This is a genomic window from Paenibacillus etheri (assembly GCF_001012825.1).
GTDB classification, from domain to species: domain Bacteria; phylum Bacillota; class Bacilli; order Paenibacillales; family Paenibacillaceae; genus Paenibacillus_AQ; species Paenibacillus_AQ etheri.
This window is the reverse complement of the sequence record NZ_LCZJ02000013.1, coordinates 45,916-70,622: the sequence shown is the minus strand read 5'-3', so window position 1 is coordinate 70,622 and position 24,707 is coordinate 45,916. Positions and strand designations below refer to the sequence as shown.

The 24,707-nt window shown below is 44.3% G+C and carries 27 protein-coding genes and 1 other annotated feature; of the genes, 1 reads left to right on the top strand and 26 read right to left on the bottom strand.

Annotation, left to right across the window (positions count from 1 at the left end; all coding sequences use genetic code 11):
• Positions 1-31: 31 nt before the first annotated feature.
• From UQ64_RS02030 to UQ64_RS01930, 22 genes are all read right to left on the bottom strand, one after another.
• A complete protein-coding gene (locus UQ64_RS02030; protein ID WP_060621880.1) occupies positions 32-811 on the bottom strand; it encodes a hypothetical protein in 780 nt (259 codons plus the stop codon).
• A 54-nt stretch (positions 812-865) separates the two neighbouring features.
• The gene (locus UQ64_RS02025) at positions 866-1,636 is read right to left on the bottom strand and encodes a zinc ribbon domain-containing protein (RefSeq protein WP_060621879.1); all 771 of its coding nucleotides are present in this window, start codon (positions 1,634-1,636) and stop codon (positions 866-868) included.
• A gap of 14 nt (positions 1,637-1,650) precedes the next feature.
• Complete coding sequence (locus tag UQ64_RS02020; RefSeq protein WP_060621878.1) at positions 1,651-2,397, bottom strand: phage holin family protein; 747 nt, start codon at positions 2,395-2,397, stop codon at positions 1,651-1,653.
• 11 nt (positions 2,398-2,408) lie between these two features.
• On the bottom strand, positions 2,409-3,728 hold the full coding sequence (locus tag UQ64_RS02015) for an SPFH domain-containing protein (RefSeq protein ID WP_060621877.1): 1,320 nt from the start codon (positions 3,726-3,728) through the stop codon (positions 2,409-2,411).
• Between the two features lie 312 nt (positions 3,729-4,040).
• Complete coding sequence (gene obgE, locus UQ64_RS02010; RefSeq protein ID WP_060621876.1) at positions 4,041-5,351, bottom strand: GTPase ObgE; 1,311 nt, start codon at positions 5,349-5,351, stop codon at positions 4,041-4,043.
• 15 nt (positions 5,352-5,366) lie between these two features.
• Positions 5,367-6,107, bottom strand: coding sequence for a Spo0B domain-containing protein (locus UQ64_RS02005; protein WP_060621875.1), 741 nt, complete (start codon positions 6,105-6,107; stop codon positions 5,367-5,369).
• Positions 6,108-6,389: 282 nt separating this feature from the next.
• Positions 6,390-6,701, bottom strand: a complete 312-nt coding sequence (gene rpmA, locus UQ64_RS02000; RefSeq protein WP_042130564.1) for a 50S ribosomal protein L27 — start codon at positions 6,699-6,701, stop codon at positions 6,390-6,392.
• Between the two features lie 17 nt (positions 6,702-6,718).
• Complete coding sequence (locus UQ64_RS01995) at positions 6,719-7,054, bottom strand: ribosomal-processing cysteine protease Prp (RefSeq protein WP_060621874.1); 336 nt, start codon at positions 7,052-7,054, stop codon at positions 6,719-6,721.
• Positions 7,055-7,066: 12 nt separating this feature from the next.
• Complete coding sequence (gene rplU / locus UQ64_RS01990; RefSeq protein ID WP_060621873.1) at positions 7,067-7,378, bottom strand: 50S ribosomal protein L21; 312 nt, start codon at positions 7,376-7,378, stop codon at positions 7,067-7,069.
• A gap of 14 nt (positions 7,379-7,392) precedes the next feature.
• Positions 7,393-7,478, bottom strand: a sequence feature (ribosomal protein L21 leader region).
• Positions 7,411-7,560, bottom strand: a complete 150-nt coding sequence (locus UQ64_RS30610) for a hypothetical protein (protein ID WP_156417424.1) — start codon at positions 7,558-7,560, stop codon at positions 7,411-7,413. (Overlaps the previous feature by 68 nt.)
• A complete protein-coding gene (locus UQ64_RS01985; RefSeq protein ID WP_060621890.1) occupies positions 7,541-8,782 on the bottom strand; it encodes an Rne/Rng family ribonuclease in 1,242 nt (413 codons plus the stop codon). The genes UQ64_RS30610 and UQ64_RS01985 overlap by 20 nt, the downstream gene beginning before the upstream one ends.
• A gap of 58 nt (positions 8,783-8,840) precedes the next feature.
• Entirely contained in the window at positions 8,841-9,683 is an 843-nt protein-coding gene (locus tag UQ64_RS01980) for a M50 family metallopeptidase (protein WP_060621872.1), read from the bottom strand.
• Entirely contained in the window at positions 9,676-10,539 is an 864-nt protein-coding gene (locus UQ64_RS01975; protein ID WP_060621871.1) for a M23 family metallopeptidase, read from the bottom strand. The genes UQ64_RS01980 and UQ64_RS01975 overlap by 8 nt, the downstream gene beginning before the upstream one ends.
• Before the next feature lie 177 nt (positions 10,540-10,716).
• The gene (gene minD, locus UQ64_RS01970; protein ID WP_042130573.1) at positions 10,717-11,511 is read right to left on the bottom strand and encodes a septum site-determining protein MinD; all 795 of its coding nucleotides are present in this window, start codon (positions 11,509-11,511) and stop codon (positions 10,717-10,719) included.
• 5 nt (positions 11,512-11,516) lie between these two features.
• Positions 11,517-12,176 (bottom strand): septum site-determining protein MinC, encoded by a 660-nt coding sequence (gene minC / locus UQ64_RS01965; RefSeq protein WP_060621870.1) that lies wholly within the window; start codon positions 12,174-12,176, stop codon positions 11,517-11,519.
• An 80-nt stretch (positions 12,177-12,256) separates the two neighbouring features.
• On the bottom strand, positions 12,257-12,787 hold the full coding sequence (gene mreD, locus UQ64_RS01960) for a rod shape-determining protein MreD (RefSeq protein WP_082650949.1): 531 nt from the start codon (positions 12,785-12,787) through the stop codon (positions 12,257-12,259).
• On the bottom strand, positions 12,787-13,665 hold the full coding sequence (gene mreC / locus UQ64_RS01955) for a rod shape-determining protein MreC (RefSeq protein WP_060621869.1): 879 nt from the start codon (positions 13,663-13,665) through the stop codon (positions 12,787-12,789). The genes mreD and mreC overlap by 1 nt, the downstream gene beginning before the upstream one ends.
• 62 nt (positions 13,666-13,727) lie before the next feature.
• Positions 13,728-14,762, bottom strand: coding sequence for a rod shape-determining protein (locus UQ64_RS01950; protein WP_042191174.1), 1,035 nt, complete (start codon positions 14,760-14,762; stop codon positions 13,728-13,730).
• A gap of 39 nt (positions 14,763-14,801) precedes the next feature.
• Entirely contained in the window at positions 14,802-15,491 is a 690-nt protein-coding gene (gene radC, locus UQ64_RS01945; RefSeq protein WP_060621868.1) for a RadC family protein, read from the bottom strand.
• A 24-nt stretch (positions 15,492-15,515) separates the two neighbouring features.
• On the bottom strand, positions 15,516-16,112 hold the full coding sequence (locus UQ64_RS01940) for a Maf family protein (RefSeq protein ID WP_060621867.1): 597 nt from the start codon (positions 16,110-16,112) through the stop codon (positions 15,516-15,518).
• Between the two features lie 34 nt (positions 16,113-16,146).
• On the bottom strand, positions 16,147-16,392 hold the full coding sequence (locus tag UQ64_RS01935; protein ID WP_060621866.1) for a DUF4321 domain-containing protein: 246 nt from the start codon (positions 16,390-16,392) through the stop codon (positions 16,147-16,149).
• Positions 16,393-16,633: 241 nt separating this feature from the next.
• A complete protein-coding gene (locus tag UQ64_RS01930; RefSeq protein ID WP_060621865.1) occupies positions 16,634-17,863 on the bottom strand; it encodes an SPOR domain-containing protein in 1,230 nt (409 codons plus the stop codon).
• Between the two features lie 216 nt (positions 17,864-18,079).
• Here UQ64_RS01930 and UQ64_RS01925 point away from each other — a divergent pair, with 216 nt between their 5' ends.
• A complete protein-coding gene (locus UQ64_RS01925; RefSeq protein WP_060621864.1) occupies positions 18,080-19,066 on the top strand; it encodes a diaminopimelate dehydrogenase in 987 nt (328 codons plus the stop codon).
• A gap of 93 nt (positions 19,067-19,159) precedes the next feature.
• Here UQ64_RS01925 and UQ64_RS01920 read toward each other — a convergent pair whose 3' ends face one another.
• The 4 genes from UQ64_RS01920 to murC form a co-directional block, all read right to left on the bottom strand.
• Positions 19,160-20,344, bottom strand: a complete 1,185-nt coding sequence (locus UQ64_RS01920; protein WP_060621863.1) for a glycosyltransferase — start codon at positions 20,342-20,344, stop codon at positions 19,160-19,162.
• A 313-nt stretch (positions 20,345-20,657) separates the two neighbouring features.
• Positions 20,658-21,839, bottom strand: a complete 1,182-nt coding sequence (locus UQ64_RS01915) for a GGDEF domain-containing protein (RefSeq protein ID WP_060621862.1) — start codon at positions 21,837-21,839, stop codon at positions 20,658-20,660.
• Positions 21,840-21,874: 35 nt separating this feature from the next.
• Positions 21,875-23,041 (bottom strand): GGDEF domain-containing protein, encoded by a 1,167-nt coding sequence (locus UQ64_RS01910; protein ID WP_060621861.1) that lies wholly within the window; start codon positions 23,039-23,041, stop codon positions 21,875-21,877.
• A gap of 280 nt (positions 23,042-23,321) precedes the next feature.
• Complete coding sequence (gene murC, locus UQ64_RS01905) at positions 23,322-24,701, bottom strand: UDP-N-acetylmuramate--L-alanine ligase (RefSeq protein ID WP_060621860.1); 1,380 nt, start codon at positions 24,699-24,701, stop codon at positions 23,322-23,324.
• Between the last annotated feature and the right edge of the window lie 6 nt (positions 24,702-24,707).

The window sequence follows — 24,707 nt, the reverse complement described above, 5'->3', positions numbered from 1 at the left end:
GATCCCCCTATTTCATGCAAGGCTGTCTGTATCAGCTGTACGCAATCGTCGTCCCGCAATATTCACACGGTTTGGATTGACCCGCAAAAACTTTATTCTGTGCACCACACCCTCGGCAGAGAATGTACTTCGTCGACTGCGGCTTAGGTCCTGATTGCAAACTATTCTGCTGCTGCTCTGTTATATTCCGGCTCTGCACATCCCTTGAGGGTCTTGTCTGTTCGGAATGAACAAGCTTCGTCGGCATTTTCACAAACGGGTTGGCTACTCGACCTTCGTAATAAACAATATCCGGATCTAGCAGTCCTTGGTCTATTAAATATTCCAAATGCTTGCGTACATCCACTTCACTGTAGCCACGAATATCGGACAGACTGCCAATATGTCTAATCCCATCCACAAGAATCAATGCGATGTAGTCATTGCAAAGATTGGTGAACCCTTCTTTCTTACCTTTAGCTTTGGCTGAAAACTTGATAGCGGGAATCCTAAACAATGCGTAAATAATCACCAACCTGATCAAAAGCGCAACGTAGTCAGTTTCGCCCATAATTTTAGCTACGACGAAATAAATTCCCAATGCTATAAAGGAGCCCATACAGGCATGATACAGCAGGTTATAATTGCTTGCTTTGCGTTGAATCTTGGAATGTGTAGATAATGACCGAATGATCGCCAGGATCAACCCAAGTGGTGCTAGTACATACGCAAGCACAATAATCGTATTGTCAAATGCTGTCCGCTCATATTCGTGCTTATATATCGGTTTGCCTGTTGTGGGTGGCTGCCTTCGTATATCCAATTTACTCATCTTTTATCTCCCTAGTTAATGATATATCTACAATGCTCAGGGAGAACCTTGGCATTAACTGTACGATATCATTGTTCCACAATAATCACAGCTTTTTGACTGACTAGGCTGAACCGTGTTCTGTGCTCCGCATCCCGGACAACGAATGGACTTAGGCAGCTGAGGTGAGGACTGAGGTTGAGTATGAAGCTGCTGTCCCGAGGCTTGGGCTCCGAAGCCTGATGTCCTTCCAGAATGAACAAGATTAGGTGCTGTCATGGATGGATCTGGCGTCTGGCGCCCCTCGGAAAGTACAATATCAATATCCAGTAATCCTTTATTCTTTAGATACTGGACATCTCTCCGTACATCGCTTTCGCTTTGGTTTATCCGTTCTGATATACTGCCGACATATCGGATATTTTTATTCTGAATCAGCTCTATATAAGAAGTGTTAAGCTTAGAAAGTGTATATTTAGCTTTTGCTGTCACACTCGCAAGAATAAGAGCAGGAATCAAAAATATGACTGCAAGGAAAATCTGGATCGTTAATAATTCGGAAGTTCCAGTGTTTCCACTCATGGTATCCACAAACATTGCAATAGAGAGTTCAACAAATCCTCCGATAAATACATGCATGATCAGATTTAGATTGGTTGGTCTCCGATGATTTTTATAATGAGTTAGCATCAAACGTAACAATGCAAGGACGAGTCCAATGGGTGTGAATAGATAAGCTGCCGCAAGAATGACATAATCAAACCCAGTCCGGTCTAATTTAATCAGAGGAACCGCTGCACTCCCCGCTGGGGTCGGTGACGGCTCTTGTATGTTCAATCTGTTCATGTAGTTATTTCCTCCTATTTAAGTGCCGCTAATTCACGATTTCGCCGCTCTAGTGTAGCTTTAATACTATCGGCCATTTCGTTGATTTCAGCTTGCCAGTTCTCATGTGGCTTATTTGTCATGAGTAGAAGCTTCACATGATCATGCAACAGGGAGATCTGCTGATGCGTAATGTCCTCAGTAGCATATAAAGACGGATCAGATACAGGATCACTGAACTTGAACTGATCTCGTAACTTATTGAGTACCTTCACAAGCTGTTCAGATTCGGGATTCTTCCAGCTGCTTGCCAGTGCACTGATCTCGTTCAATTCACTCTGATGCTGCTGAAAAGCTTGCAAGGACCTCTTCATTTGCTGTTCTTCAGTTCCGGCATTCCATCCATAAATCCCGATCACAGCCAGTGTGATTCCACCAATCAAAAGAATCAGCAGTTGAACGGCAGCATACCACAAAGGGGACATCTCCAGCAGCCAATCGAAAACAATAGCGGATACGAATACGACAGCCGCATAGATTCCCGTGATGAATGCACCACTGAGAAGAACGGGTGAGGTCCGCTGCACACTGCCTGCAGCACGGAGCCAAAAAATACAATAGCCATACACCACACTCTCCGCCAGCAGGACAGCAACTAGCGAAGTCACGAATCGAAACAGTGATTCAGAGAAGCCAAACCCTATAAAGGAGAACACCGTTAGTATTATAGCAGCCACATAAATAATGGTGATGATACGAATATAGCTTTTGCCCTTGTTCATAACGTCCTCCTTCAGCCTGCTTTCGTTCCACACTCTGCACAAAATTTCTGTCCAGGCCTCAGCTCATGCCCACAGCCTCCGCATTTAATAACCAAGCTATCTCCACAGTGAGGACAGAATTTCACCCCTGGCGATACCATTTCTCCACATTTACCACAGGCTTTAGGCATTTCTTTTCCACAAGAGCCACAGGAAGATGCACTCTCAGGATTATCTGCTCCACAGGTTGGACAAGCACGATAAGGATTGCCACAGCCAGGACAGAACTTGGCTCCTGCTTTCAATTCATGTCCACATTCCAAACAATTGATCTTGTTCCCGGACGGTGTGCTTTGCTGAATGCTCTCCAGAGCATGCCCACAGCCACTGCAGAACCTTCCCTCAACAGAATTCATAACCCCACACTTCGAACAGGAGCGCTCTTGGCGCACAACTGTAGTCCCTGAATCAAAACTCATCCCCCGGGTCATACGATTCACCATATCCATAGCCGGCCCAGCGAATCCCATACCAAGTCCAAGCCCCATCCCGGTGTTCATCATGCCTACTCCAAGATTACCAGGATTACTTGCTGCTTTTTCCATCGTGTTAAAGCCACGCTCCTGCTGATAGTTGAAGCCGATAATATCCATTTCTGCTTTTTTAGCTAAAGCTTCCTTTAAACGAATCGTTGCCGGATCATCATCAGGAATATTAATCGAATCAATATAGAAATTGTTAAGCTCAAGACCATTATCCAGAAAAGTCGATGCCAGCCGCCCCTGGATATGCTTTGAGATCTCTGCAACATAGGCATTAATCTCCAGTATACTGATTTGCTTATGTACAAGGTAGGATGAAATCAGTTCATTTATATTCGACATAAGCAAGCCGCGGAAATAATTTACGAGCGTATCATGATCAAACTGAGGAAGCGCTCCAACGAGCTGCAACAAAAATTTACGCGGATTATCAACCTTTACACCAAACTGTCCGAAGGAACGAACAGCAATCATAATTTTGTATTTAGGATCCTGGAGTTGTAAAGGTGCGCTTGTTCCCCATTTAACATTCATCGAATTAGTCTTGTTCACGTACCATACTTCTGCTGTAAATGGTGACTTTCCACCAAAAGGAAGATTAACGATATTAGATAAAATAGGAATATTGGCTGTGCTCAGGGTGTGTCGCCCTGCCGTAAAGGAATCAAGCGCTTGTCCGCCCTTGAATAGGATTGCTTCCTGAGATTCATTTACAATTAGCTGTGTCCATGTCCCTAACTCTTGGTTAGGATATTTCCATGCGAAAATCCCCGGAGGACCGTCGTACTTCACCACTTCTATAATTGCCATCTGCTATTCCCTCTTTCATCATCTATGATATATGAATAACGTATGCGTTCCCGAATGGGAAATTGTGTATTTCGATATTTATTGTATACGATATATATCGTGTTTTGGGTTCTTTTCATGAAAAAAATATGCTCGATATGGAAACAAGTATAAACGTCTTTGACGTCCTTATAAGGACGGTAAGCGTTTAAGCGAGAAATATAAGACATATAGTATTGTGTGAAACTTATACTTTCTTATATTTTAAAAAAAGCGCGACTTGTGTCTTCCTTTACAGGAGAACACAAGTCGCGCTTTGTAATCAGCTAAATATTAATAGTAACTGCTATTCTCTACGAACTCGAATTCGAACTCACCAATACGGACAATAGTCCCCTCTACAGCTCCACGTTTACGAAGCTCTGCATCTACACCCATATGTCGTAAAGTCCGGGCGAGCTTTAGAATCGCATCATGTGTGCTAAGCTGCATACGTTTCAACATTTTCTCGATACGAGGGCTGTTGACCACATATGTTTCATTATCACGTGTAATGGTGAATGAGTTATCATCTTCCGCTTCTAGCTTATAAACCTTACGTTCAGTTGTTCCTGATACTTCTTCAACTACCGGTGCCACCGGAATACTATCAAGAATATCCGTTGCACGATATAACAGTTCCTGAACACCCTGACGGGTAAGCGAGGAGATTGGCATAATCTCAAGATCCGGACGCAGCTCAGCTACGCGTTCTCGGAAAGCGATGAGATTCTCCTCTGACTCCGGCATATCCATTTTATTCGCAGCCACGATCTGAGGACGATCAATTAGAGCCGCATTATATTGCTTCAGCTCGTCATTAATGAGAACCCAATCCTCGAAGGGATCACGCCCCTCTGAACCAGACATATCCACTACGTGAATAATGATCCGTGTACGTTCAACGTGACGTAGGAATTCATGACCAAGCCCTATGCCTTCACTAGCTCCCTCAATTAATCCTGGCAGATCCGCCATTACAAAGCTTCGTCCATCCCCAACATCTACTACACCTAAGTTCGGTGTAATCGTAGTGAAATGGTATGCACCAATCTTTGGTTGAGCTGCGGATACGACCGACAGTAGCGTAGATTTACCCACACTCGGGAAGCCTACAAGTCCCACATCAGCCATAACCTTAAGTTCCATAACAATATACCGCTCTTGACCCTCTTCGCCGTTCTCTGCTAGCTCTGGAGCCTTATTAGCTGCTGTTGCAAAACGAGTATTCCCACGACCCCCACGACCCCCACGGGCAACAACAACTTGCTGACCATGCCGAGTCAAATCAGCGATGATCTCTTGAGTATCATCGTCAATTAACATGGTTCCAGGTGGAATCCGCACGATCATATGATCAGCGTTCGCCCCATGCTGACTTCTGTTACGTCCTTTAATCCCTTTGTCCGCTTTAAAATGGCGCTGATAACGGAAATCCATCAGCGTACGCAAGCCCTCATCTACGCGGAAGATAACGTCGCCACCACGGCCACCGTCACCACCTGCTGGACCACCATCCGGTACATACTTTTCCCGACGAAATGCAACGATACCATCCCCGCCGTCTCCGCCCTTAACATAAATCTTAGCTTTATCTACGAACATTAATGTTCACCTTCCTCACATTTCAAGCGGCAAACGCAGCTCTACATAAGCCTTGCTGGGCTTAAACTGCTCCGCTTTCATGATTTTCCCTTGTACTATATTATAAATTTGCCCTTTGAGCTGCTCGGGATTACCATGCTCTCCCTCACCTTCGAAGGAGATAAGAATGTCTCCTCCATCCTGAATAAAGCCAAGACGCAGCTTTCGTGTTTCACCCTGAGGAGCCAGTCCGTTATATTGATAAGCCCGTACGGTCTGCATAATCACTGAAGTCAGCTCATCTCCTGCTTCCCGGTTTAGCTTGTCCTCCAGCTGCAATCCTTCCTCCACTTGAACTTCCAGTTCCAGACTAGTCTGGTAAGTTCGAAAAGATTGGATAAAGAAGACCAATGAAGGAATGCCCAGCTTAGCGATACGACTATCAAGTGCTATGCGTTCCTTTATTCTTTCCACACACTCCACAGATTTATCAGGCTTTCCAAGCTGAATATATCCGTAAAGAATCTGCAAATCATTCATCCAATCATGTCGATGATGATTCAGTGTCCGAATCGCCGCCTGTTGCAGAGTGTTCTCTTGTATACGCAGTTCCCGTTCCCAATGACGCTGATTCCAAATCAAACTGAAAGCAACCGTTACCGCTACCCAAATCCCAAGCAACAGACATGTCAAAAGTGAGGTATGCCAATACACGAGTCCTAAAGGAAGCAATACGGATAACATGACTGCCCAGATTGCACATTTCCAGGATTTCATTCTTTCTCCCCGTCCCTCAGTTCGCAAAATTCATGACTTCGTTTAGATTATTGCTCTCATCAATTACCATTTCCTAGTATAACACAGCAGTTCCCTGTAGTTCACCAGAGATAACTATGAGAATTTCACATATGTCTAAGGATGTTTATGCTTTCTTAAAACTCTGAAGGTACACGTTTCTAAAGTGCTCAAATAGGTTTCACTAACGATTCTGAATATTCTACAAAAAAGCCTCCGGCACTCATGCCGGAGGCTTCTACATGCAAATATGGTTCCGTAAGCTTACGCTTCCAGTGCCGCTGCTACCGGAGCGACATCAACTGGGTATACGCTCACTTTTTTGCGATCGCGGCCCCAACGTTCGAACTTCACTACGCCATCCACCAATGCGAACAACGTATCATCTTTACCGATGCCTACGTTAGTGCCTGGGTGAATTTTTGTTCCGCGTTGACGAACCAAGATGTTACCGCCGGTTACTGCTTGACCGTCAGCACGTTTCACGCCAAGACGTTTGGAATGGGAATCCCGTCCGTTCTTTGTGGAACCTACACCTTTTTTCGATGCGAACAATTGAAGATTCAATTTCAACATGTTGTCAACCTCCTTCTTTAAATATTTACTTGCTCTATTTGAAGATACTTTCCGTATGATTCTGCGATATCATTTAGCATCACGACCATGGATTCAAGCAGCAATTGCACCTTCGTGGAAGTATCGAAATCATGAATGGAACTTAATGTTCCACTTAGGAATCCGTTCTTCATGGATGTATCCATGGAGATTCCGGTCAAAGTCTCAATCGAATTGACGGTTCCAACCGTTACGGCCGAAACTCCGGCACATACGATATCTTCGCCACGCTTTGCATAACCCGCGTGCCCTTTTACCTCAAAGCCAACGATAGTCCCTAGATCCGAAGATCGTGTAATCCGTACGTTAATCATTCACGCACCTTCTTACGCTTGAATCTTCTCGATAGTTACTTTCGTGTACGGTTGACGATGGCCTTGTTTCTTGTGGTAGTTCTTCTTAGGTTTGTATTTGTAAACTACAACCTTAGCGCCTTTACCATGTTTCTCGACTTTAGCTGTTACAGACGCGCCGCTTACGAGTGGAGCTCCTGCAGTCAGACCACCTTCGTTAGAAACAGCCAATACACGGTCAAAAGTTACACTTGCGCCGTCTTCAGCTTCCAACTTCTCAATGAACAAAACATCGCCCTCTTGGACTTTGTATTGTTTACCGCCAGTTTCGATAATTGCATACATTTTACTTGCACCTCCTCATGTCTCAGACTCGCCTAGTCTAGGTGGCAGATTCCCGTGGGAACTGCACTTATGTACCCGATCGGAGCGGTTACAGCATGTGCAGGATTGAATGAATCAAACACATACTTGAAGATATTATCATACTTATCGCCTATCGTCAACTCATTCCATCCATTGTCCAACTTTCCCAGTTCCTCCGCAGCACTGACAAAGGATAGGTGCGAAGCTGGCTGAATCATGTCTTGCCTTCTTACGGGTCATCTCGAGGAGTCCAAGTCTTGTCCAACCCAGAATATGTGTTTTGGTTCGATCCTTGCAGATCACTTTCTCCAGCCGCTCGGTAACCATTTTACGGTGTATTTCTTCTTCCATATCAATAAAATCGACAATAATGATTCCGCCCGTATCTCGTAAACGGATTAGACGACCAATCTCCTCTGCTGCAAGCAAATTAGTATTCGTCACCGTCTCTTCAAGCGATGCTCCCCCAATGTATTGCGCGGTGTTAACGTCAATAACGGTGAGCGCCTCCGTTTCATCCCAGATCATTGTTGCTCCGCCCTCGAGCGTGATCTTGCGACTGAAACTCTTGTGCAGCTGTTCCTGAACCCCATAGGCTGTAAAAATGGACTCCGATCCATTATACAAACTTACAGGCTTGTACCCATCAGGTGCCATGTCATCCAGAAATGCCGTGGCTTCTTTAACTGCTGCTGGAGAATCTATAATCAACTGATCTCGCTGTGGATTAAATGCATCTCTTATGAAGCGTTGAACAATACTAAGATCACGATGCAACAGAGCCGGAGCTTCTGAGGTTTGCGCCCGACGTGTAATGTTATCCCATTGCGCACGTAAAAATGAAAGATCACCTTCCACCGCTTCATGTGGCTCATCCTGTGAGACGGTCCGCATAATAAGCCCTTCTTCTTTCATCCGCAGACGTTCACCAATTCCTTTGAGCCGGCTACGTTCTGCATCGCGACTTATTTTTTTGGATACCCCGACATAATCTGCAAAGGGCATGTACACCATCCAACGACCAGGCAATGTATAATGGGTCGTTACACGCGCACCCTTGCCTCCACTAGGCTCTTTTCTTACTTGTACAACAATATCCTGACCAGGCTGCAAAAGTGTCTCGATAGAGGGCTTCACATCCGGCTGTTTATCCAAATGAGGATGCAATACATCATCAACATATAAAAAAGCATTCTTCTTCTGTCCAATGTCAACAAAAGCAGCCTGCATACCTGGAAGTACGTTAATCACACGGCCTTTATAATAACTTCCGACCAGCCCTTGCTGCTGATCGCGTTCAGCCGCGTACTCCACAAGCCTTCCGTTCTCCAGAAGAGCCATTCGGGTAATGTGCTGCGTGCAGTGAACGATCATCTGTTTCATGGCTTCACCTCTGGTTTCGTTCATTCCTTGATCCCTTCTCACTCTCAGCATAAATACACTACATTCCAAAGTAAGTAGATATTAAGCGCTGTTCCGGCACAACAGCAACAACATTTCCTTTGCCGTTTAATACATAGATAAAATGATATTGATTACGTTTAAATAGACGCAAGATAGCATCTAAAGGTTTCGCCGATAAGGCAACAATTGGACGAGCCACACTTCCTGTCCGCAAATGATACTCATAAACAGCCTCCCTATTCATCAAAAATGCAACGAATCGGTACGGTAAATTCCGATGATCCGTGAGATTTGAATACAATAGAAAAGCACCGATCATAACCATATTCAGCCTCAAGCCTCCACCCGCTCCAAGGGGCAGTAGCGCATAAACAATCACAAGAATACTTGCAGCAACACTTACTCGTCCGCTCCACAGCAAAGTATAGTAATAAGGAAGAAATAAACTTACTGTAGCTTGAAGTACTTTGCCTCCATCAAGTGGCAGAACAGGCAATAGATTAAAGAGTGCAATAATTGCATTAGCATTTATAAAATAGATTAAAAATTCCTGATTGCCATAACCTGCTTGCTGAAGCCCAAGAGCCATAACAATCATGATTCCATTTTGCAGCGGGCCGGCAAGTGCAATCCCAATCTCACGACTAGCGGTGAGCCGCCCATGATCCTCAATAACCGCAACTCCGCCAAACGGAAGAAGCTGAACCGATTTAACTGTAACACCAACTAGAAGGGCAGCCACCACATGTCCTATTTCATGAATGAGGACGATCGTAAATAAAGTAAGCAACTCCAGAAATTGTCCTGTGAGTACAGAGAACAACATGATGATTACGAACAATGGATGTAGTGACAAATCGATCCCTAAGATCCTAATCAAACGATACCACTTCTGTAGGATCAATATAAGTCTTGTCTTTTATCACGGCAAAAAACAGCGTTGGAGCTGAGGTGCCCTCTTTCTCCAGCATCCAACCGAGTTCATCTCCACTCTGAATCCAGTCATCAATCTCCAGTTTGGTACCATTTAAATGTCCATATTCTGCTGTGATTCCTCCAGAATGTTGAACCGCAATTCGAATGCCACCGTCCAGTTCTTTGGAGATAGAAAGAACGCGTCCCATGTCTATACTCTTCACCGTCACATTTGATGTTGAATCGATTTGAGGCATAATTTCTACACCTTTTAGCGTGGAAGCAAAGGGTTGAATTATGCTTCCAGCTACCGGAGCACTAAGCTCATGATGCGCTGCTGCCTTCTGAGCAGGTTCATCTTTGTCACCAAATATCGGAATGAACGCCGGTGCACCATTAAAGTTTTCCTCATACCATACCCGAACTGCTGTGAAATCCATGTCATTGCTCAAGGCATCACTAATAAAAGTTTGAACTTTATAGGACCATGGCTGGTGAACCGCAAAAACTCCCCACACCGCTCCAAACACAAGCACACTGGCTACAACCCGACGAATAAAACCGGCAGAGAAATTAGAACCTCCTCCACCAGGTTCCTCCCAGCCCCCACGTCTCTCTTTCCACATCACTTCTGGATCAGGCTCTATCGAGGATTGCTCCTCATTCCTCTTAAATCCCGTGCCCCACTCCTTGAAGCTCGTACTTTTTTCGGGCATAACGAATAGCGGAGGCACCTCCGCTGTTTCTATATCTGGGATTTCCTCCAGCAAACTACGAATACGCTCCTTGCGGCGGTTCTTGATATCTGATTTGAGATCCATATTTATCCCTCCGGACGGGCTTGTTTTACTTCCATTTTATGAAGCACGGAAGTCTCTTTAGAACAAGCCCACCCAAGGTGGAGCACTTAAATGCCACTAAATAAATAAATCCCACCCATAGATCTCTCTAGTGGTGGGACCGTTTATGCTTCTATAGTAAGATTGCCTGGTGCAAAATTAAGCCATACCGAAAAATTTCTTGAATTTCTTAAATGCTCCCGGTTTCCGATCAAGCTGCATTAGCGGTACAGCATCACCTAAAATTCGACGTGCAATATTGCGGTAGGCAATAGCGGCTGACGAATCAGGATTCATAACTGTAGGTTCTCCACTATTTGCGGCCTTAATGACCAATTCATCATCCGGAACAATTCCGATAAGATCAATATTCAGCACCTGTAAAATATCCTCAATATCAAGCATATCCCCAGACTTCACAAGACCTGGGCGAATACGATTTACCACCAGCTTTGGCGATTCCACATGCGACTGTTCAAGCAGTCCGATAATACGATCCGCATCCCGCACAGCAGCATGCTCTGGTGTGGTAACCACGATCGCTTTATCCGCACCGGCAATCGCATTGCGGAAGCCATGTTCAATCCCAGCTGGACAATCAATCAGAATATATTCATATTCCTTCTTCAGTTCGAGAATGATATCTTTTACTTGTTCAGGAGTGACGGACGTTTTGTCCTTCGTTTGAGCCGCAGGCAACATATACAACTCATCAAAGCGTTTGTCTTTAACGAGTGCTTGATTTAGGCGACAACGACCCTCCGCTACATCCACAAGATCATAAATAATACGATTCTCAAGCCCCATTACTACATCCAGATTACGCAGTCCAATGTCGGTATCGACGAGACATACTTTTTTACCCTGCAGTGCAAGTGCGGTTCCAATATTGGCTGTTGTGGTTGTTTTGCCAACTCCGCCTTTACCCGAGGTTACGACTATCGCTTCTCCCATGGAGGCTACACCCCTTTAAACACATTTAAATCCTGACGTACTTTGACTAAATTATGAATTTTATCGATTTGCATAGCTCCGTTCGTTAAATATGCAAACTCCATACTGCTTTCACGGGTTTCCCACTCATCAGGAGGACGACTAATAATATCAGCAATTCGCAGTTGTGTTGGAGACATTAATGAAGCAGCGATAATCGCTTCCTCATTCCCATCTACTCCAGCATGCGCCATACCTCTAAGTGATCCTAGAATATAGATATCGCCTGAACAGGTTATAGTTCCTCCTGGGTTCACATCCCCCAGATATAAAAGATTTCCATCATGGTGCAGCACCTGACCGGAACGAAGAATCCCGCTCATTAGATACAACGCGTCATTATCCTCACTGCCGGGCACTGGAAGCGCCTCTATGGAACGAATCAGTAGGTTTCCCTGTCCTTTCAGAATCTCCAGCACAGCTTCCTTATCTTCCTCAGTTACGGGACGATTGCCCAGCTTAATGTCCACATGCACAATCGGTCCAGTCAAAATATTTTGATGGCTGTGCTCCAGCTTATAGCGAAGCTCGCTCAGAAGATCTTCGAAGGGACACTTGTCGTCTAGCAGGAATATCAGGCCATCCTTGATGCCCTTAATCCTTACATGCTTGGATTTTACTGTCATATGCCTGGCCCCCTATCCTCATTCATTCGTGCCGGGCCCCTTAAATTCCTGCTTTATAAAGAAAGAAAATAGAAGCTTCTTTATGCCGCTTCTTCCGTACTCTTCTCTTTCTTGATCAGCTCAAGCTGGCGTCGTACCGGTATGTAGAGGATCAGAGCGATAGCAAAATGAAAGAGCATCGTTGGTAGCATATGATCCAAAATCGCCCAGCTATAGGGCTCCTGATTGAGTTTGAATACACTATAAATACCAAATAACACACTATCCTCTAGCAAGCTTCCGAGCAGAATCACAGTCATCATAAGAGGCAGTGGAGCACGTGGAGTCTGAAACAGAAGGCCGATTAAATACGCCGACAGACCCATCGCAAAAGAATGTGCTCCTAGAATTCTGCCATAAAAAACGACATCATGTAATATTCCGAAAGATAGTCCCAGAATAAGCGCTGTATGGCGATGATGATATACAGCTACGAACAATAGTACAACGAACACCAGATTCGGAATAATTCGCATCTGCCAAACATCTGGAATTAGCCAAGGCAGAATGGTTCCCTCCAGAATAAACAAGAGGAACAGTAGCAGAACAAGAACAGATCTGCGCATATTCACTATTCAGCACGCTCCTCCGTATAAACAACAATCAGCTCTTTCCAGTCCTGAAATTCTGCTGAAGGCTTAATCACTGCTGTAGAGGTTAATCCAAATTCACCAACCTCAACGCTATCAACCGTACCGATGGTCAATCCTCGCGGATACAATCCCCCAATACCGGAGGAAACAATTACATCATCCTTTGCAATCGGATCGCCCGGTGGAATTTTAGTCATCAGCATTCTATTTGTCTTTGGATTATAGCTCTCAATCATACCAAAAGACTTCCCCTCTTTATTTAAGGCAGTTGCCGCAATAGGCGGCTGGGAATTAGGATCATTGGTATCCATCATGGTCATAAGCTTCACAGTAGAAGTGAAATTGCTGACCTGGCTTATAACGCCCACCAAACCTTCAACAGAAATTACGGACATATTTGGTCTAACGCCATCTTTTGAACCTAAATCGATTACAATCGTACTATTGCTTGGTTCTGTAGTCTGGCTTATTACCTGCGCTATATGATAATCATATTTATACAATTTCTTCTGTTCTTCAGTAAACTTCCATTTTTCCTCCAACGAATCATTCCGTGCCTGAATGAAGTTATACTGGGCTTTATCACGTGCGTATTGGGCGGCTAGAATCTTCAGCTCCTCATTTTCCTTAGCAAGATCTTTCAGATTTCCGATATCTTCAAACAAGCCCGCTACATATCCAGCGGGCTTGTAGAACATTTTTTGCACGAAACCAGTCGTATCTCTAAGAAAATTCTCCGGCCAGGACAATTTGCTCCTTGATGCCAAACTGAAGCCCATCACCACAATGAACAGCACCAGTGTAATCAACAGAATAAACAAACGTTTATTGCTTAAGAGTTTAAACAGTTTCAACACCCTCTAACAACAGTATTTCTCCCATAACAGGGGTTGACTTACACAAGTGGCAATACATAGGCTTATCTCTTAGAGCGAAGACTGGAACTGCTGCGACTCTTGAACAAATGGATATTATCAAGCGCCTTTCCTGTTCCAATAGCTACACAATCCAGAGGGTTCTCAGCGACAATAACTGGCATTCCAGTTTCACGTGCAAGCAGCTTGTCCAAGTTACGAAGCAAGGCGCCTCCACCTGTCAAGACAATCCCGCGATCCATAATATCTGCTGCGAGCTCCGGTGGACATTTTTCCAAAGTTACTTTAACAGCTTCAATTATTGAACTCACAGTGTCGGACAACGCTTCACAGATCTCATCGGAAGTGATTGTAAGCGTCTTTGGCAAACCTGTTACGAGATCGCGTCCGCGAATTTCCATGGTCTCAGCCTTCTCAAGCGGAAGAGCAGAACCCACATCCATTTTAAGCTGTTCCGAAGTTCGTTCACCAATCATCAGATTGTATTGACGTTTGATGTATTGAATGATGGACTCATCCGCTTCATCACCCGCAACGCGTACGGAACGACTAGTAACAATACCGCCGAGTGAAATTACAGCAACTTCTGTTGTACCTCCGCCGATATCAACAACCATACTTCCTGTAGGCTCCCATACCGGTAGATCTGCACCAATCGCTGCAGCAAAAGGTTCCTCGATAATATAAGCTTCGCGAGCACCAGCTTGTCTAGTAGCATCTTCTACGGCACGTTGCTCTACAGCAGTAATGCCGGATGGTACGCAGACCATTACATTAGGGTGACGCTGGAACATGGAACGCTGTTTCTGTGCTTGACGAATAAAATATTTAATCATCGTAGCCGTTGTATCAAAATCAGCGATAACGCCATCCTTCATCGGACGGATCGCACGGATGTTTCCCGGTGTACGTCCGATCATTTTTTTAGCGGATTCACCCACGGCTTCAATCGTCTTAGTGTCAGTGTTAATGGCTACAACGGAAGGCTCTCTTACGACAATCCCCTTACCGCGTACATAGACAAGCGTATTCGCTGTCCCCAAGTCAATTCCTAAATCTTTCGTAAAACTACCCAACATGCTAATTCTCCTTTTCCTAAGTAAATCTTCACATTTATATTACATGTGTCCTTTTTCTTTCAAGCTAACAAAGCTGCTATCCCCAATAATCAGATGATCTAACACGTCAATCCCGACAATCTCGCCTGCCTGAAGCAGTCTTGAGGTCAAGGAGATATCCTCCGGACTAGGCGTTGGATCACCACTAGGATGATTATGTGCGCATATGATAGAGGCACTACTACATTTTATAGCTGCTCGGAATACCTCGCGAGGATGAACAATCGAAGCGTTTAGACTGCCCATAGACAACGTTTCTTGTCCAATCACGTGATTTTTCGTATTCAGAAACAGGCATACAAAATGCTCCTTCTGCAAATAACGCAATTGCTCGGTCAGAATCTCCGCAGCGTCCTCAGGACAACGGATAATGACCGGCATGTTAAACCTGGAGTTCGCGAGGCGTCTTCCAAGTTCGATGCCTGCTTTTAATTGCACGGCCTTGGCAGGGCCGATACCTTTGATTTCGGTCAGTTCTTCGATGCTAAGATCAACTAGCCCACGCAGGCCACCGATTTTCCCCAGCATCTGCTGTGCAATATGAATAGCCGATTCACGGCGTGTTCCCGTACGCAGCAGAATGGCTAACAACTCCGCTTGACTTAATGATTCCGCCCCATAATGCATCATGCGCTCTCTTGGTCGTTCTTCATGGGGGAGGTCCCGCAGCATAACTGATCGCGACTCCATCCCTATCCCTCTTTCCCAAGCTTCCTACCGGTTCAATACAGTTATACCGAACTCGGACAGCATTTCGCCAAGAAGCGACAGCGGCAATCCGACAACATTGAAATAACAGCCTTCAATTCGTTCCACCAAAGTGGAGCCAAGCCCTTGTATCGCATAAGAGCCAGCCTTATCAGCGGGCTCTCCCGTAGCTATATAAGCAACAATTTCATCCTCAGTCATTGCTCTCATCGTTACGGAAGTAACACGGTGCTCCACTATAGTCTTTCCATGCGGAAGTCCGATACAGGCTATACCCGTGTATACCTTATGATTTCGGCCCTGAAGTCTGGTAAGCATCGATTTGCTGTCCAGCTCATCCACCGGTTTGCCTAGCACAGTGTTATCTAGCACAACAATCGTATCACTACCAACGATTACTGCGTTACGCTCTCCTGCTGCAGCCACTACGGCCTCTGCTTTACGCAAAGCCAAACTGCGCACGATTTGCTCCGGCGTAAAGTCCGGTGGTGTGCTTTCGTCAGCTTCGCTGGTAATGACCTCAAAAGGCAAGCCCAGTAAAGACAAAAGCTCTCGTCGACGCGGTGAACCTGAGGCTAAAATAATGAGTTGTGAGTTGTCCACGTTGTAAACGTCCCTTCTTGATCAGTAACGAGAGTTACAGTCTTCGGTACAGCCATACAGCTGTAATAATACCGATGAGACTTAGCATGCACAATTTCAAATGAATAGTGATGTCATAGGTTATGATGTCCAAATCGGCTCGCGGAGACCACTTAAGCACAGTCGATGTTGTTAGAAAAGAAAGAGCCTTTACCGGCTGCAGTAGCTTGGCGATCCAGGCTCCAGCCAGCCAGCCTAGAATTAGAAATAACAGCAGTGTTCCTACATTTTTCTTCTTCATCTCAGTCTTCCCTCGCCATTTTTTGACACCCTAATTATTATACGGTGAAATTGTGATCAATACAAACGTAAAATCCCCTACGGTAATGTTTACCACCATTTGCACTAAAAGTTGCGGAGTGATACCATCCTCTGTATCCATTATAGTTTATGTTATTTAGGTATATTTTCCTCCATCGCACCAAAACAGCAAGCCCCCAACATCCGGAGGCTTGCTGTCTAAAGAGTCACCAATCTATCGGTTAATTCATTGCAGATAGTAGCTGTTTCTGGCTAGTCAAAAAGCTCAGCATTGATTCTTGCACTTCCCAAAGGAGGCCTTGAGCCTTGTTCTTGTTATATTCACTCCATGCTGATATCCCTTGGCTCATAGATTTCTCTAGCGCTGCGCAAATGCTTTTGGCTTCAGGAGTTACACCTTGCTCCAGCACTTTGACGGCTTCACTCCATTGCAGGTGAAGATCAACCACAGCGGGAGTATTTGCTGTCGTACTTGTTTGGCCAGCGCTAAGTAGAGAAGCTGATTGACTGCTAAGTTCACTGAGCAGCTGTCCACTCACAGAGAAGTAGTTCTTCACTTCCTCTGCATTACCGGTATAGACAAGCTGTTCTGCCCCAGGAAGTGCTACTTCTCTCACATACAGCTCTATGCCCTGATTCTTTAGACCGCTGCTTAGTAGCTTGGCTTGTTCACGATCAGATGATATTCCAGCGTACACACGATTGCCGTCAGCAGGGTCCATCCCAGCGGCCAAACCTGCGGTTAACAGCTCCTGGCGAGCCTCTTCAGCGCCTGTGGGCGTACTGAATACTCCGTACTGCAGCAGATAATAGCTTTGTGCAGCTACTTGAACCGGAATACTATTCTTCCCGGCATTTTCAGTCCCTGTAACCGGCAATCCAGATGTACCTGCACCAGCCGGATCTTTAGCTCCACTAGACTGAGTAGCCGCCATATCTGCTATTCCGTTTCCAGAGCTACTGTCCATATTCCCTCCGTAAAAAAAAGAAAGTGCAGCATAGCCAAGCAGCACCCCTGTGCCGATGGCTCCCGTAACAGAAAGAGCTAACTTCCACCAATACGAAGGACGCCGAGTATGATAGGAGCCTTCATAATTGCCAGTGGATACATTTTCTAATTTATCTCTGTTATCCGATACCATATCTGACAGAAGATACGATTGCTGTGTATATCTAAAATCCTTATCCTGTTCGTCCCATTCTTCCTGACGTGGATCTACAGTACCCGAGTAATAGTCATAGGAATCTTCCGGTGGTGCCTCACGTGTAGAACGAACATCGGGCTCATAAAGCCATGTTTGCTGTGCTGGACCTGCCTCTTGACGCAGTCCCTCAGCGTACTCTTCAGCTGTGCCCAATCCGCCATTTGACCAGCGCTCAACCACTTTAGGCTTTGGTTTAGGCTCGTCCTTGTTCACGTCAAATCGGAATGTCATTCTTCCGTTATTCAACAGTTACACCTCACCTCATCTAATCTATAAGAAAATATATGATAGACAATAGAGAGATATGCTACTTTTAAGCCATTGAAATTATGAAAGATTATGCAGATTCAGTTTACATTACATGTACCTTTTATATACTATATAAAAAGAGCTAAAAGTGTACACTATACTAGGTAAGCTAGAAATGATGCTTTAGTTCACTACTGATTAGGAGGGCTTCTTCTGAAACAAAAAATTCAAGCAGCTATTGTAGGCTACGGAAATTTAGGAAAAGGTGTGCGTAAGGCTATCAACCAAAGTGAAGATATCGAGCTAGTTGCGATCTTTACGCGCAGAGAACCTGGACAACTGGAAGCCGGAGAAGCCGGTGTGAAGTTCGAACACATCTCTGCCGTCGAACAATATAAGGGTAAAGTGGATGTTATGATTCTATGTGGAGGATCGGCTACCGATCTGCCAGAACAAACGCCAGCCATTGCCCGGATGTTTAATACCGTGGACAGCTTTGATACTCATGCCAAAATCCCCGAGTTCTACGAGACCGTTGACGCCGCAGCTAAACAAGGTGGAACACTCAGCGTAATTTCTACTGGCTGGGATCCAGGCTTATTCTCAATGAATCGTCTGCTCGCTGAAGCGATTCTTCCCCAAGGTAAAGAATACACTTTCTGGGGCAAAGGCGTGAGCCAAGGCCACTCCGATGCGATCCGCAGAGTAGATGGAGTTAAAGCTGGTGTACAATATACCGTTCCAGTACAAGAGGTGATTGAGGCCATTCGCGCTGGCGAAACACCAGAACTTACCACTCGCCAAAAGCACCTCAGAGAGTGTTTTGTAGTGGCTGAGGTAGGGGCAGATCAAGAACGCATTCGCGAAGAAATCGTGAATATGCCGAACTATTTTGCAGATTATGATACTACGGTTACTTTCATCACTGAAGAAGAATTGGCAGCTCAGCATAGCGGAATTCCGCACGGCGGGTTTGTTATTCGCAGTGGTGTAACAGGGGAAGGTACGAAGCAGATTGTTGAATTCGGCCTGAAGCTGGAGAGCAATCCAGAATTTACAGCTAGTGTTCTCGTGGCGTATGCCAGAGCCGCTCAGCGTATGAGTCAAGAAGGACAGAGCGGAGCGCGTACAGTATTCGATATTCCACTTGGAATGTTGTCTCCGAAATCTCCGGAAGAATTGCGCCGCAACCTGCTGTAAAATCATACAAGAATAAAAAAACCCGCGTAGGACCCTAAAACGTCCTCGCGGGTTTTTTATATACAGCTGGCACAGCCTTCTCGGGCGTACCTTTTATACAAGACTAAGAATCTTATTCTTCACATAATTCACTTCGTAATCCTTCAACAGTGTGCGATGCGCCCGATCAGCGATAATAGTGGCCATCTCGGGATTCTTTAATAGCGTTATTACACTAGCAACGACATCAACTGAGGTGTTAGCAAGCAAAATATTACGGTTATGCTCACAATTCAATCGCTCACATATCGTAGAACTAGTAACCACCGGCGTTTTGAGTGCCCATGATTCCAGAATGTTTCTGGAGACTTCACAGCCTTCAAGGATAGGCACAAGAACCGCTTTAGCACGACGTATATAATCAGCAGACGGTTTCAAAGGTCCAGTGATAATGACCGATACATCATCTTTTACAAGCGTCAACACTTCCCTATGAACCTCATGACTGGTGATGTAACACTTGATATCAGGCACTTGTTCTTTAATCAAAGGGTAGCTCTTCTTAAAGAAGCTTTGAGTAGCCTTAATTCCCTGTCTGGTGTTCATATTCCAGTGCAGAACCATTGAATTTTCTTTTGCAACAGGCTCGGTAAAAGCGTCGTATTCATTCATTTTTATGAAATGAGGAACGACATGGACCTTACGAGCATCCGCAAAGGATAAAGATTTGAATGAAAGGGCATCCCATTCCGAGGTTGCTAAGAGTACACCCGTTTTATTCATTAGTCTTCGCTTATTCCGCCGAACCAAAGCCTCATTTAGTTTATAATAAGGATTACTGCTGCTTGGTTTCCCAATTTCTTTTCCAACGGCAAGCCCGCTCTCAAAACGATACGTATCTGTAATAACACTGGCCTCAGGAAGTAGATTACGAACCATATCAATGCAATTTCCCAGCAAGCTATGCGATATAAATACATGTCTGTAATTATTCGATCTACAAAGTTCCATGATGGTACTCTTCATGTCTTTATCCGCATGACTCCGATTAGTGAAATTCCGTAATATATGTAAGGGACGCAGCATGGATCTCCATGAGGTAATGCACCCGTTAATGTAATGAACCGTTAGTGCAGCTCCTTCATCTGTAGACATATCCTTGTGCGTACTGGCATAAGTCAGCAAATCAATATCAAATTTCCCAAGCAAAATCTCGAGAATACTCCCTGTTCTCATTTCTCCTTCTAGATCCTCTGCGCTTTGATTCTGGGCTGATAGGAACAGCATTCTTTCTCGCATGACTCTGGCTCCTTGCATTCTTGTATTAATCCTCTCCGCTTATCACTGCAACTTTAGATGCAGTTCAATAGTAACTCATTTCATATGAAAATTTTGTCGATTTATAGGGAGAATATTAAATTTATTATACATTTTCATTCCTTATTCGAAATTCATTGCGATAAAGCTTTATAAATCGCCATTTTTTTGATAATTGAATCCAAAAAACTCTTTTTCCAGTTATACATGAACATGAAGTTTTTATACAAAAAACCTTTGTCTCGTTAGGTATTATGAACTATTCCTTATGCAAGCAAAAAAGTGTCTTCCCCATCTAATGACGAAAGGAAGACACTTTTATATTTTCGTAGCTTCTGACGACACAGTTCCGACCCTTTTTCTTAGCTTGATACAATGCATTATCACAAAGTTTGTAGAGATTATTTAAAGAAAAACGTTCGCCTGATTCTATCGTGATGACTCCTATACTTATCGTGTAATGCAGCGGTACACCATGAATCACTGAACCTATAACGGCTGTGCGCATTCCTTCAGCAATAACATCACTGCTTTTTTCATCGGCTTTGTGCAGGAGCACTGCGAACTCTTCTCCCCCAAATCTTCCGATCAAATCACCATGGCCAAGCTGTTGCTCTATTTTTGACGCCAGATCAGTTAGTACTTGGTCTCCTATATTATGACCGTAAGTATCATTTATGCTCTTAAAGTGATCCACATCCAGCAGTATAAAAGAATAAGGCAGCTTCTTCATCGCTGAAGCAGCTATTAAAGGCTGAGCACGCAGAACGAACGACCTACGGTTCAAAATACCTGTCAACTCATCATAAGTTGCAACCCGCTCCATTTCTGCAAAGGAATCCTCTCTATAAAGCAGCATAATCCCAGCGGTTCCTAAAAATACATACAAATAAATCCCGAGATAAACAATCAAATAAAGGAATTGTGACACTTGTGTATTGATTTCTAACACGGAATACAGCGGTTCCAAAGCTCTCCCCGCCAACGATAAGATAACAATAATATATAGCAATCCCATTATTATTTGTAGCGAAGTCTCCATAACCTTCAAGCATAAAATATAAGCAGGGTAGGCTATAATCAAGGCTCCAGCCATGCAAGCGACGGCTATAACGGATGAATCCTCTTGCCTTAACAAATACATCAGCGCCACAACGATAATTGATACTCCGAATAATAAAAAATAATATTTCTCAACTTTACTTCCGAATACTCTGAGAAGCATCAGAAGCGCCAAGCTTTCGAACGTACCTCCAGCCAAGGCAAGAAGCACTATGATCGGTAGACTAAGTGGCGAATTTATAAAATCCTTCAGCAATAAAAGGATCAAGACTGCTAATTGTAAATATTTCGCTGTGATAAACAATGAATACGTCTGTTCCTGCGCGTAACGTAAACGATATACCACGATAAGCAGCACCGTGAACGATTGCCATAAAAAGAGACATACCAGCAGTGTCTGGAGATCCAGATGCATATGAGTGAAGTTCACCTCCCAAGTATTCCTGACTCTCAGTATATATATCGGTATCTGATGACTCTATTTCTTCCCTCTTGTTTGGCCTGATATAACGCCTTGTCGCTTAGCTTGTACAACTTATTTATCGAGATGTCCTGATCTGGCATGATCGTAATTACACCTATACTAACTGTGTATCCCTGTGGGATCTTAGGAGTGGGAGCATTCATTATCGCCTCGCGAAGCGCTTCAGCTTTCTGGTCGCAGCTTAGTTCATCTAGCCCACAGAGTATGACTGCGAATTCCTCGCCCCCTAGTCTGCCAAACAAATCACCATTTCCGAGATGATCTTTAATCGTTGATGCGAATTCTTCCAGAACATTGTCACCAGTATCATGACCATATGTATCGTTGACCTCTTTAAAATGATCCAAATCCAATAGCAGAAATGAGAAGTACTCCTGCCCTCGAACTGCCTTTTCAAGCTTTATCTCCGCTTCCTGAAGAAATGCCCCACGGTTTAGGATCCCCGTCAAATCATCATAACTGGCTATTCTTTTTAGTTTGACATAGGAATGCTCATTAGAGAGTAGAATAAAACCGGCAGCCCCCACAATAAATAATAAATACATCCCCAGATAATACAAATATTGCGTAAGACTTGTTGAGAACACATTCATCTCGGGCTCCCAAATCAATGCGACAAGTGCCCGCATCAGCATAATCGCTGCAAATACATAAAATAATACGCCCAATATTTTTTGAAGAGGGGTAGCCCTTTTATTCACAGTTAGATGATAAGCTGGATAAACTATAAATAGTATAGACCAAAGTGAATTACAAGCGATGCGCAAGTTGGAATGATTAAAAAATAATGCGATGATACTAAAACTAATGGTGCTCAATACCGAAAGGATGATGTAATATCGCTTTATTCTTGGTCCCAGTACTCCCATCATAAGCAGTAACGCTGTAATTTCCAGACAGCATCCCCCAAGGATCAGAGCATTGCTAAGCGGAATGGACAGTGCGTGAGGAAGATAATCCCACATTAATATCGAACACCAAAAGAGGAGCTGTACCTGCTTCGATCGGATGAATAATGTAGAGGCTATATCTTTAACAGCGGTACTTCGATAATTGGTTATCAACAGCAGCATAAATAAATTGCCAAAAATAAATAGATATATTAGCGTCCTAATGTCAAGCAGGGAGCTCATATGTCACCACCTATGCGAAAATATCCCCACAAAGTGCGGCTTTGCTTCGATGCGTAATCAGGTACTTTGTGGGGACCCCAAATATACGTTGAAAAATCAATCCTCTACTGACAGCACTATAGCACTTTATAACTATATCAGTAAATACGTTAGCAATACCAAAAAACACTTCCCCCTAAGCTCCCTTCAGATAAACAAATAGATGATCTGAACGAAATTAGGGGGAAGTGCTATTGAATAGAGAATATAAATATCCTCGAATTAGCCTCAACTTGTAAACTTAATGCTTCTTCTTTAAACCGTCTGCCAGTGCGTATCCGACCTTCCAGATATCGCCTGCGCCCATCGTAATCACCAGATCACCTGGAGCAATACGAGGTGTAAGATCAGCTAGAACATCTTCTTTGGTTGGCAGATGTCTCGCGCCCGCATTACTGTTCTTAACGATAAGCTCAACCAGCTTCGCAGAAGTAACTCCTTCGATCTGTTTCTCTCCAGCCGGAGAGTAAATATCGGTGATGATGACTTCGTCGGCTTCGCTAAAGGCACGGCTGAAAGCATCTAACAGGAAGAAAGTACGTGTATAGCGCTGAGGCTGGAATACCGCAATAATCCGTTTTCCCGTAGCCTTCGCAGCACTGATCGTTGCCTGAATCTCGGTAGGGTGATGTGCATAATCATCAATGACCAGAATGTCATTGACTTCTCCGAGCACTTGAAAACGGCGCTTCGCACCATGGAATTTCACAATCGCTTCAGCGATTTTCTCGAAAGAAATCCCTGATTTCAAACAAGCGATTACCGCTGCCATTGAATTATAAAGATTGTACTGTCCAGGAACTGAAAGTTCAATATGTCCAAGCACTTCTCCATTATGATTCATCGTGTACGATACCTGACGATCGCCTAGAACAATATCAGTGGCAATATAATCTGCAGTGTTCGACTTGATGCCATAAGTAATCACCTTACCTGTTACTTCAGGTAAAAGAGAAATCACATTCTCATCATCAGCACATACTATAGCAGTTCCATCTTCGCGCGTTTGGTTCATGAACTGCACGTATGCAGCCTTAAGACGGTTAAAATCTCCGTCGTAATTTTCCAAGTGATCCGCTTCAACATTTGTAACGATCCCAAGCCAAGGGTGATAGTGCAGGAAAGAGCCATCACTCTCATCCGCTTCCGCTACTACAAACTCACCTTGTCCCGCCTTTGCATTCGTACCCACATTCATAATCTCTCCACCGATAATATACGTTGGATCAACCTCGCACTCTTCCATCACAAGTGCAATCATGGAGGAGGTGGTAGTTTTTCCGTGTGCTCCAGCAACGGCTACCCCTTTACGTTCATTCAATAAACGGGCTAACATTTGTGAACGATGCAGAATTGGAATCTTAAGACGCTCAGCTTCCACCCATTCCACATTATCACTAGACAAAGCCGTAGAGTATACGACTAGATCCGCGCCTTTTACTTGTTCTGCTGTATGCCCGATATAAATCTTGGCACCTTTAGCAATCAATTTATCCGTTAATTCTTGGGCAGCCACATCGGAGCCCGTAACTGTATATCCCATTTCTAGCATTACCCGGGCAATCGCGCTCATTCCGTAGCCGCCGATCCCTATAAAATGCACACGTTCAGTAGTATCCAACAGTCG

Coding starts and splice junctions, on each gene's coding strand:
- UQ64_RS02015 (WP_060621877.1), bottom strand. CDS start 3,728: ATGGCAATTATAGAAGTGGTGAAGTACGACGGTCCTCCGGGGATTTTC.
- UQ64_RS02025 (WP_060621879.1), bottom strand. CDS start 1,636: ATGAACAGATTGAACATACAAGAGCCGTCACCGACCCCAGCGGGGAGT.
- UQ64_RS02005 (WP_060621875.1), bottom strand. CDS start 6,107: ATGAAATCCTGGAAATGTGCAATCTGGGCAGTCATGTTATCCGTATTG.
- obgE (WP_060621876.1), bottom strand. CDS start 5,351: ATGTTCGTAGATAAAGCTAAGATTTATGTTAAGGGCGGAGACGGCGGG.
- rplU (WP_060621873.1), bottom strand. CDS start 7,378: ATGTATGCAATTATCGAAACTGGCGGTAAACAATACAAAGTCCAAGAG.
- UQ64_RS02020 (WP_060621878.1), bottom strand. CDS start 2,397: ATGAACAAGGGCAAAAGCTATATTCGTATCATCACCATTATTTATGTG.
- minC (WP_060621870.1), bottom strand. CDS start 12,176: ATGACAGTAAAATCCAAGCATGTAAGGATTAAGGGCATCAAGGATGGC.
- UQ64_RS01915 (WP_060621862.1), bottom strand. CDS start 21,839: ATGCATCTGGATCTCCAGACACTGCTGGTATGTCTCTTTTTATGGCAA.
- UQ64_RS01910 (WP_060621861.1), bottom strand. CDS start 23,041: ATGAGCTCCCTGCTTGACATTAGGACGCTAATATATCTATTTATTTTT.
- UQ64_RS01985 (WP_060621890.1), bottom strand. CDS start 8,782: ATGAAACAGATGATCGTTCACTGCACGCAGCACATTACCCGAATGGCT.
- UQ64_RS01995 (WP_060621874.1), bottom strand. CDS start 7,054: ATGATTAACGTACGGATTACACGATCTTCGGATCTAGGGACTATCGTT.
- rpmA (WP_042130564.1), bottom strand. CDS start 6,701: ATGTTGAAATTGAATCTTCAATTGTTCGCATCGAAAAAAGGTGTAGGT.
- UQ64_RS02030 (WP_060621880.1), bottom strand. CDS start 811: ATGAGTAAATTGGATATACGAAGGCAGCCACCCACAACAGGCAAACCG.
- radC (WP_060621868.1), bottom strand. CDS start 15,491: ATGGAGTCGCGATCAGTTATGCTGCGGGACCTCCCCCATGAAGAACGA.
- UQ64_RS01975 (WP_060621871.1), bottom strand. CDS start 10,539: ATGGATCTCAAATCAGATATCAAGAACCGCCGCAAGGAGCGTATTCGT.
- UQ64_RS01950 (WP_042191174.1), bottom strand. CDS start 14,762: ATGTTGGGTAGTTTTACGAAAGATTTAGGAATTGACTTGGGGACAGCG.
- minD (WP_042130573.1), bottom strand. CDS start 11,511: ATGGGAGAAGCGATAGTCGTAACCTCGGGTAAAGGCGGAGTTGGCAAA.
- UQ64_RS01920 (WP_060621863.1), bottom strand. CDS start 20,344: ATGCGAGAAAGAATGCTGTTCCTATCAGCCCAGAATCAAAGCGCAGAG.
- UQ64_RS01935 (WP_060621866.1), bottom strand. CDS start 16,392: ATGAAGAAGAAAAATGTAGGAACACTGCTGTTATTTCTAATTCTAGGC.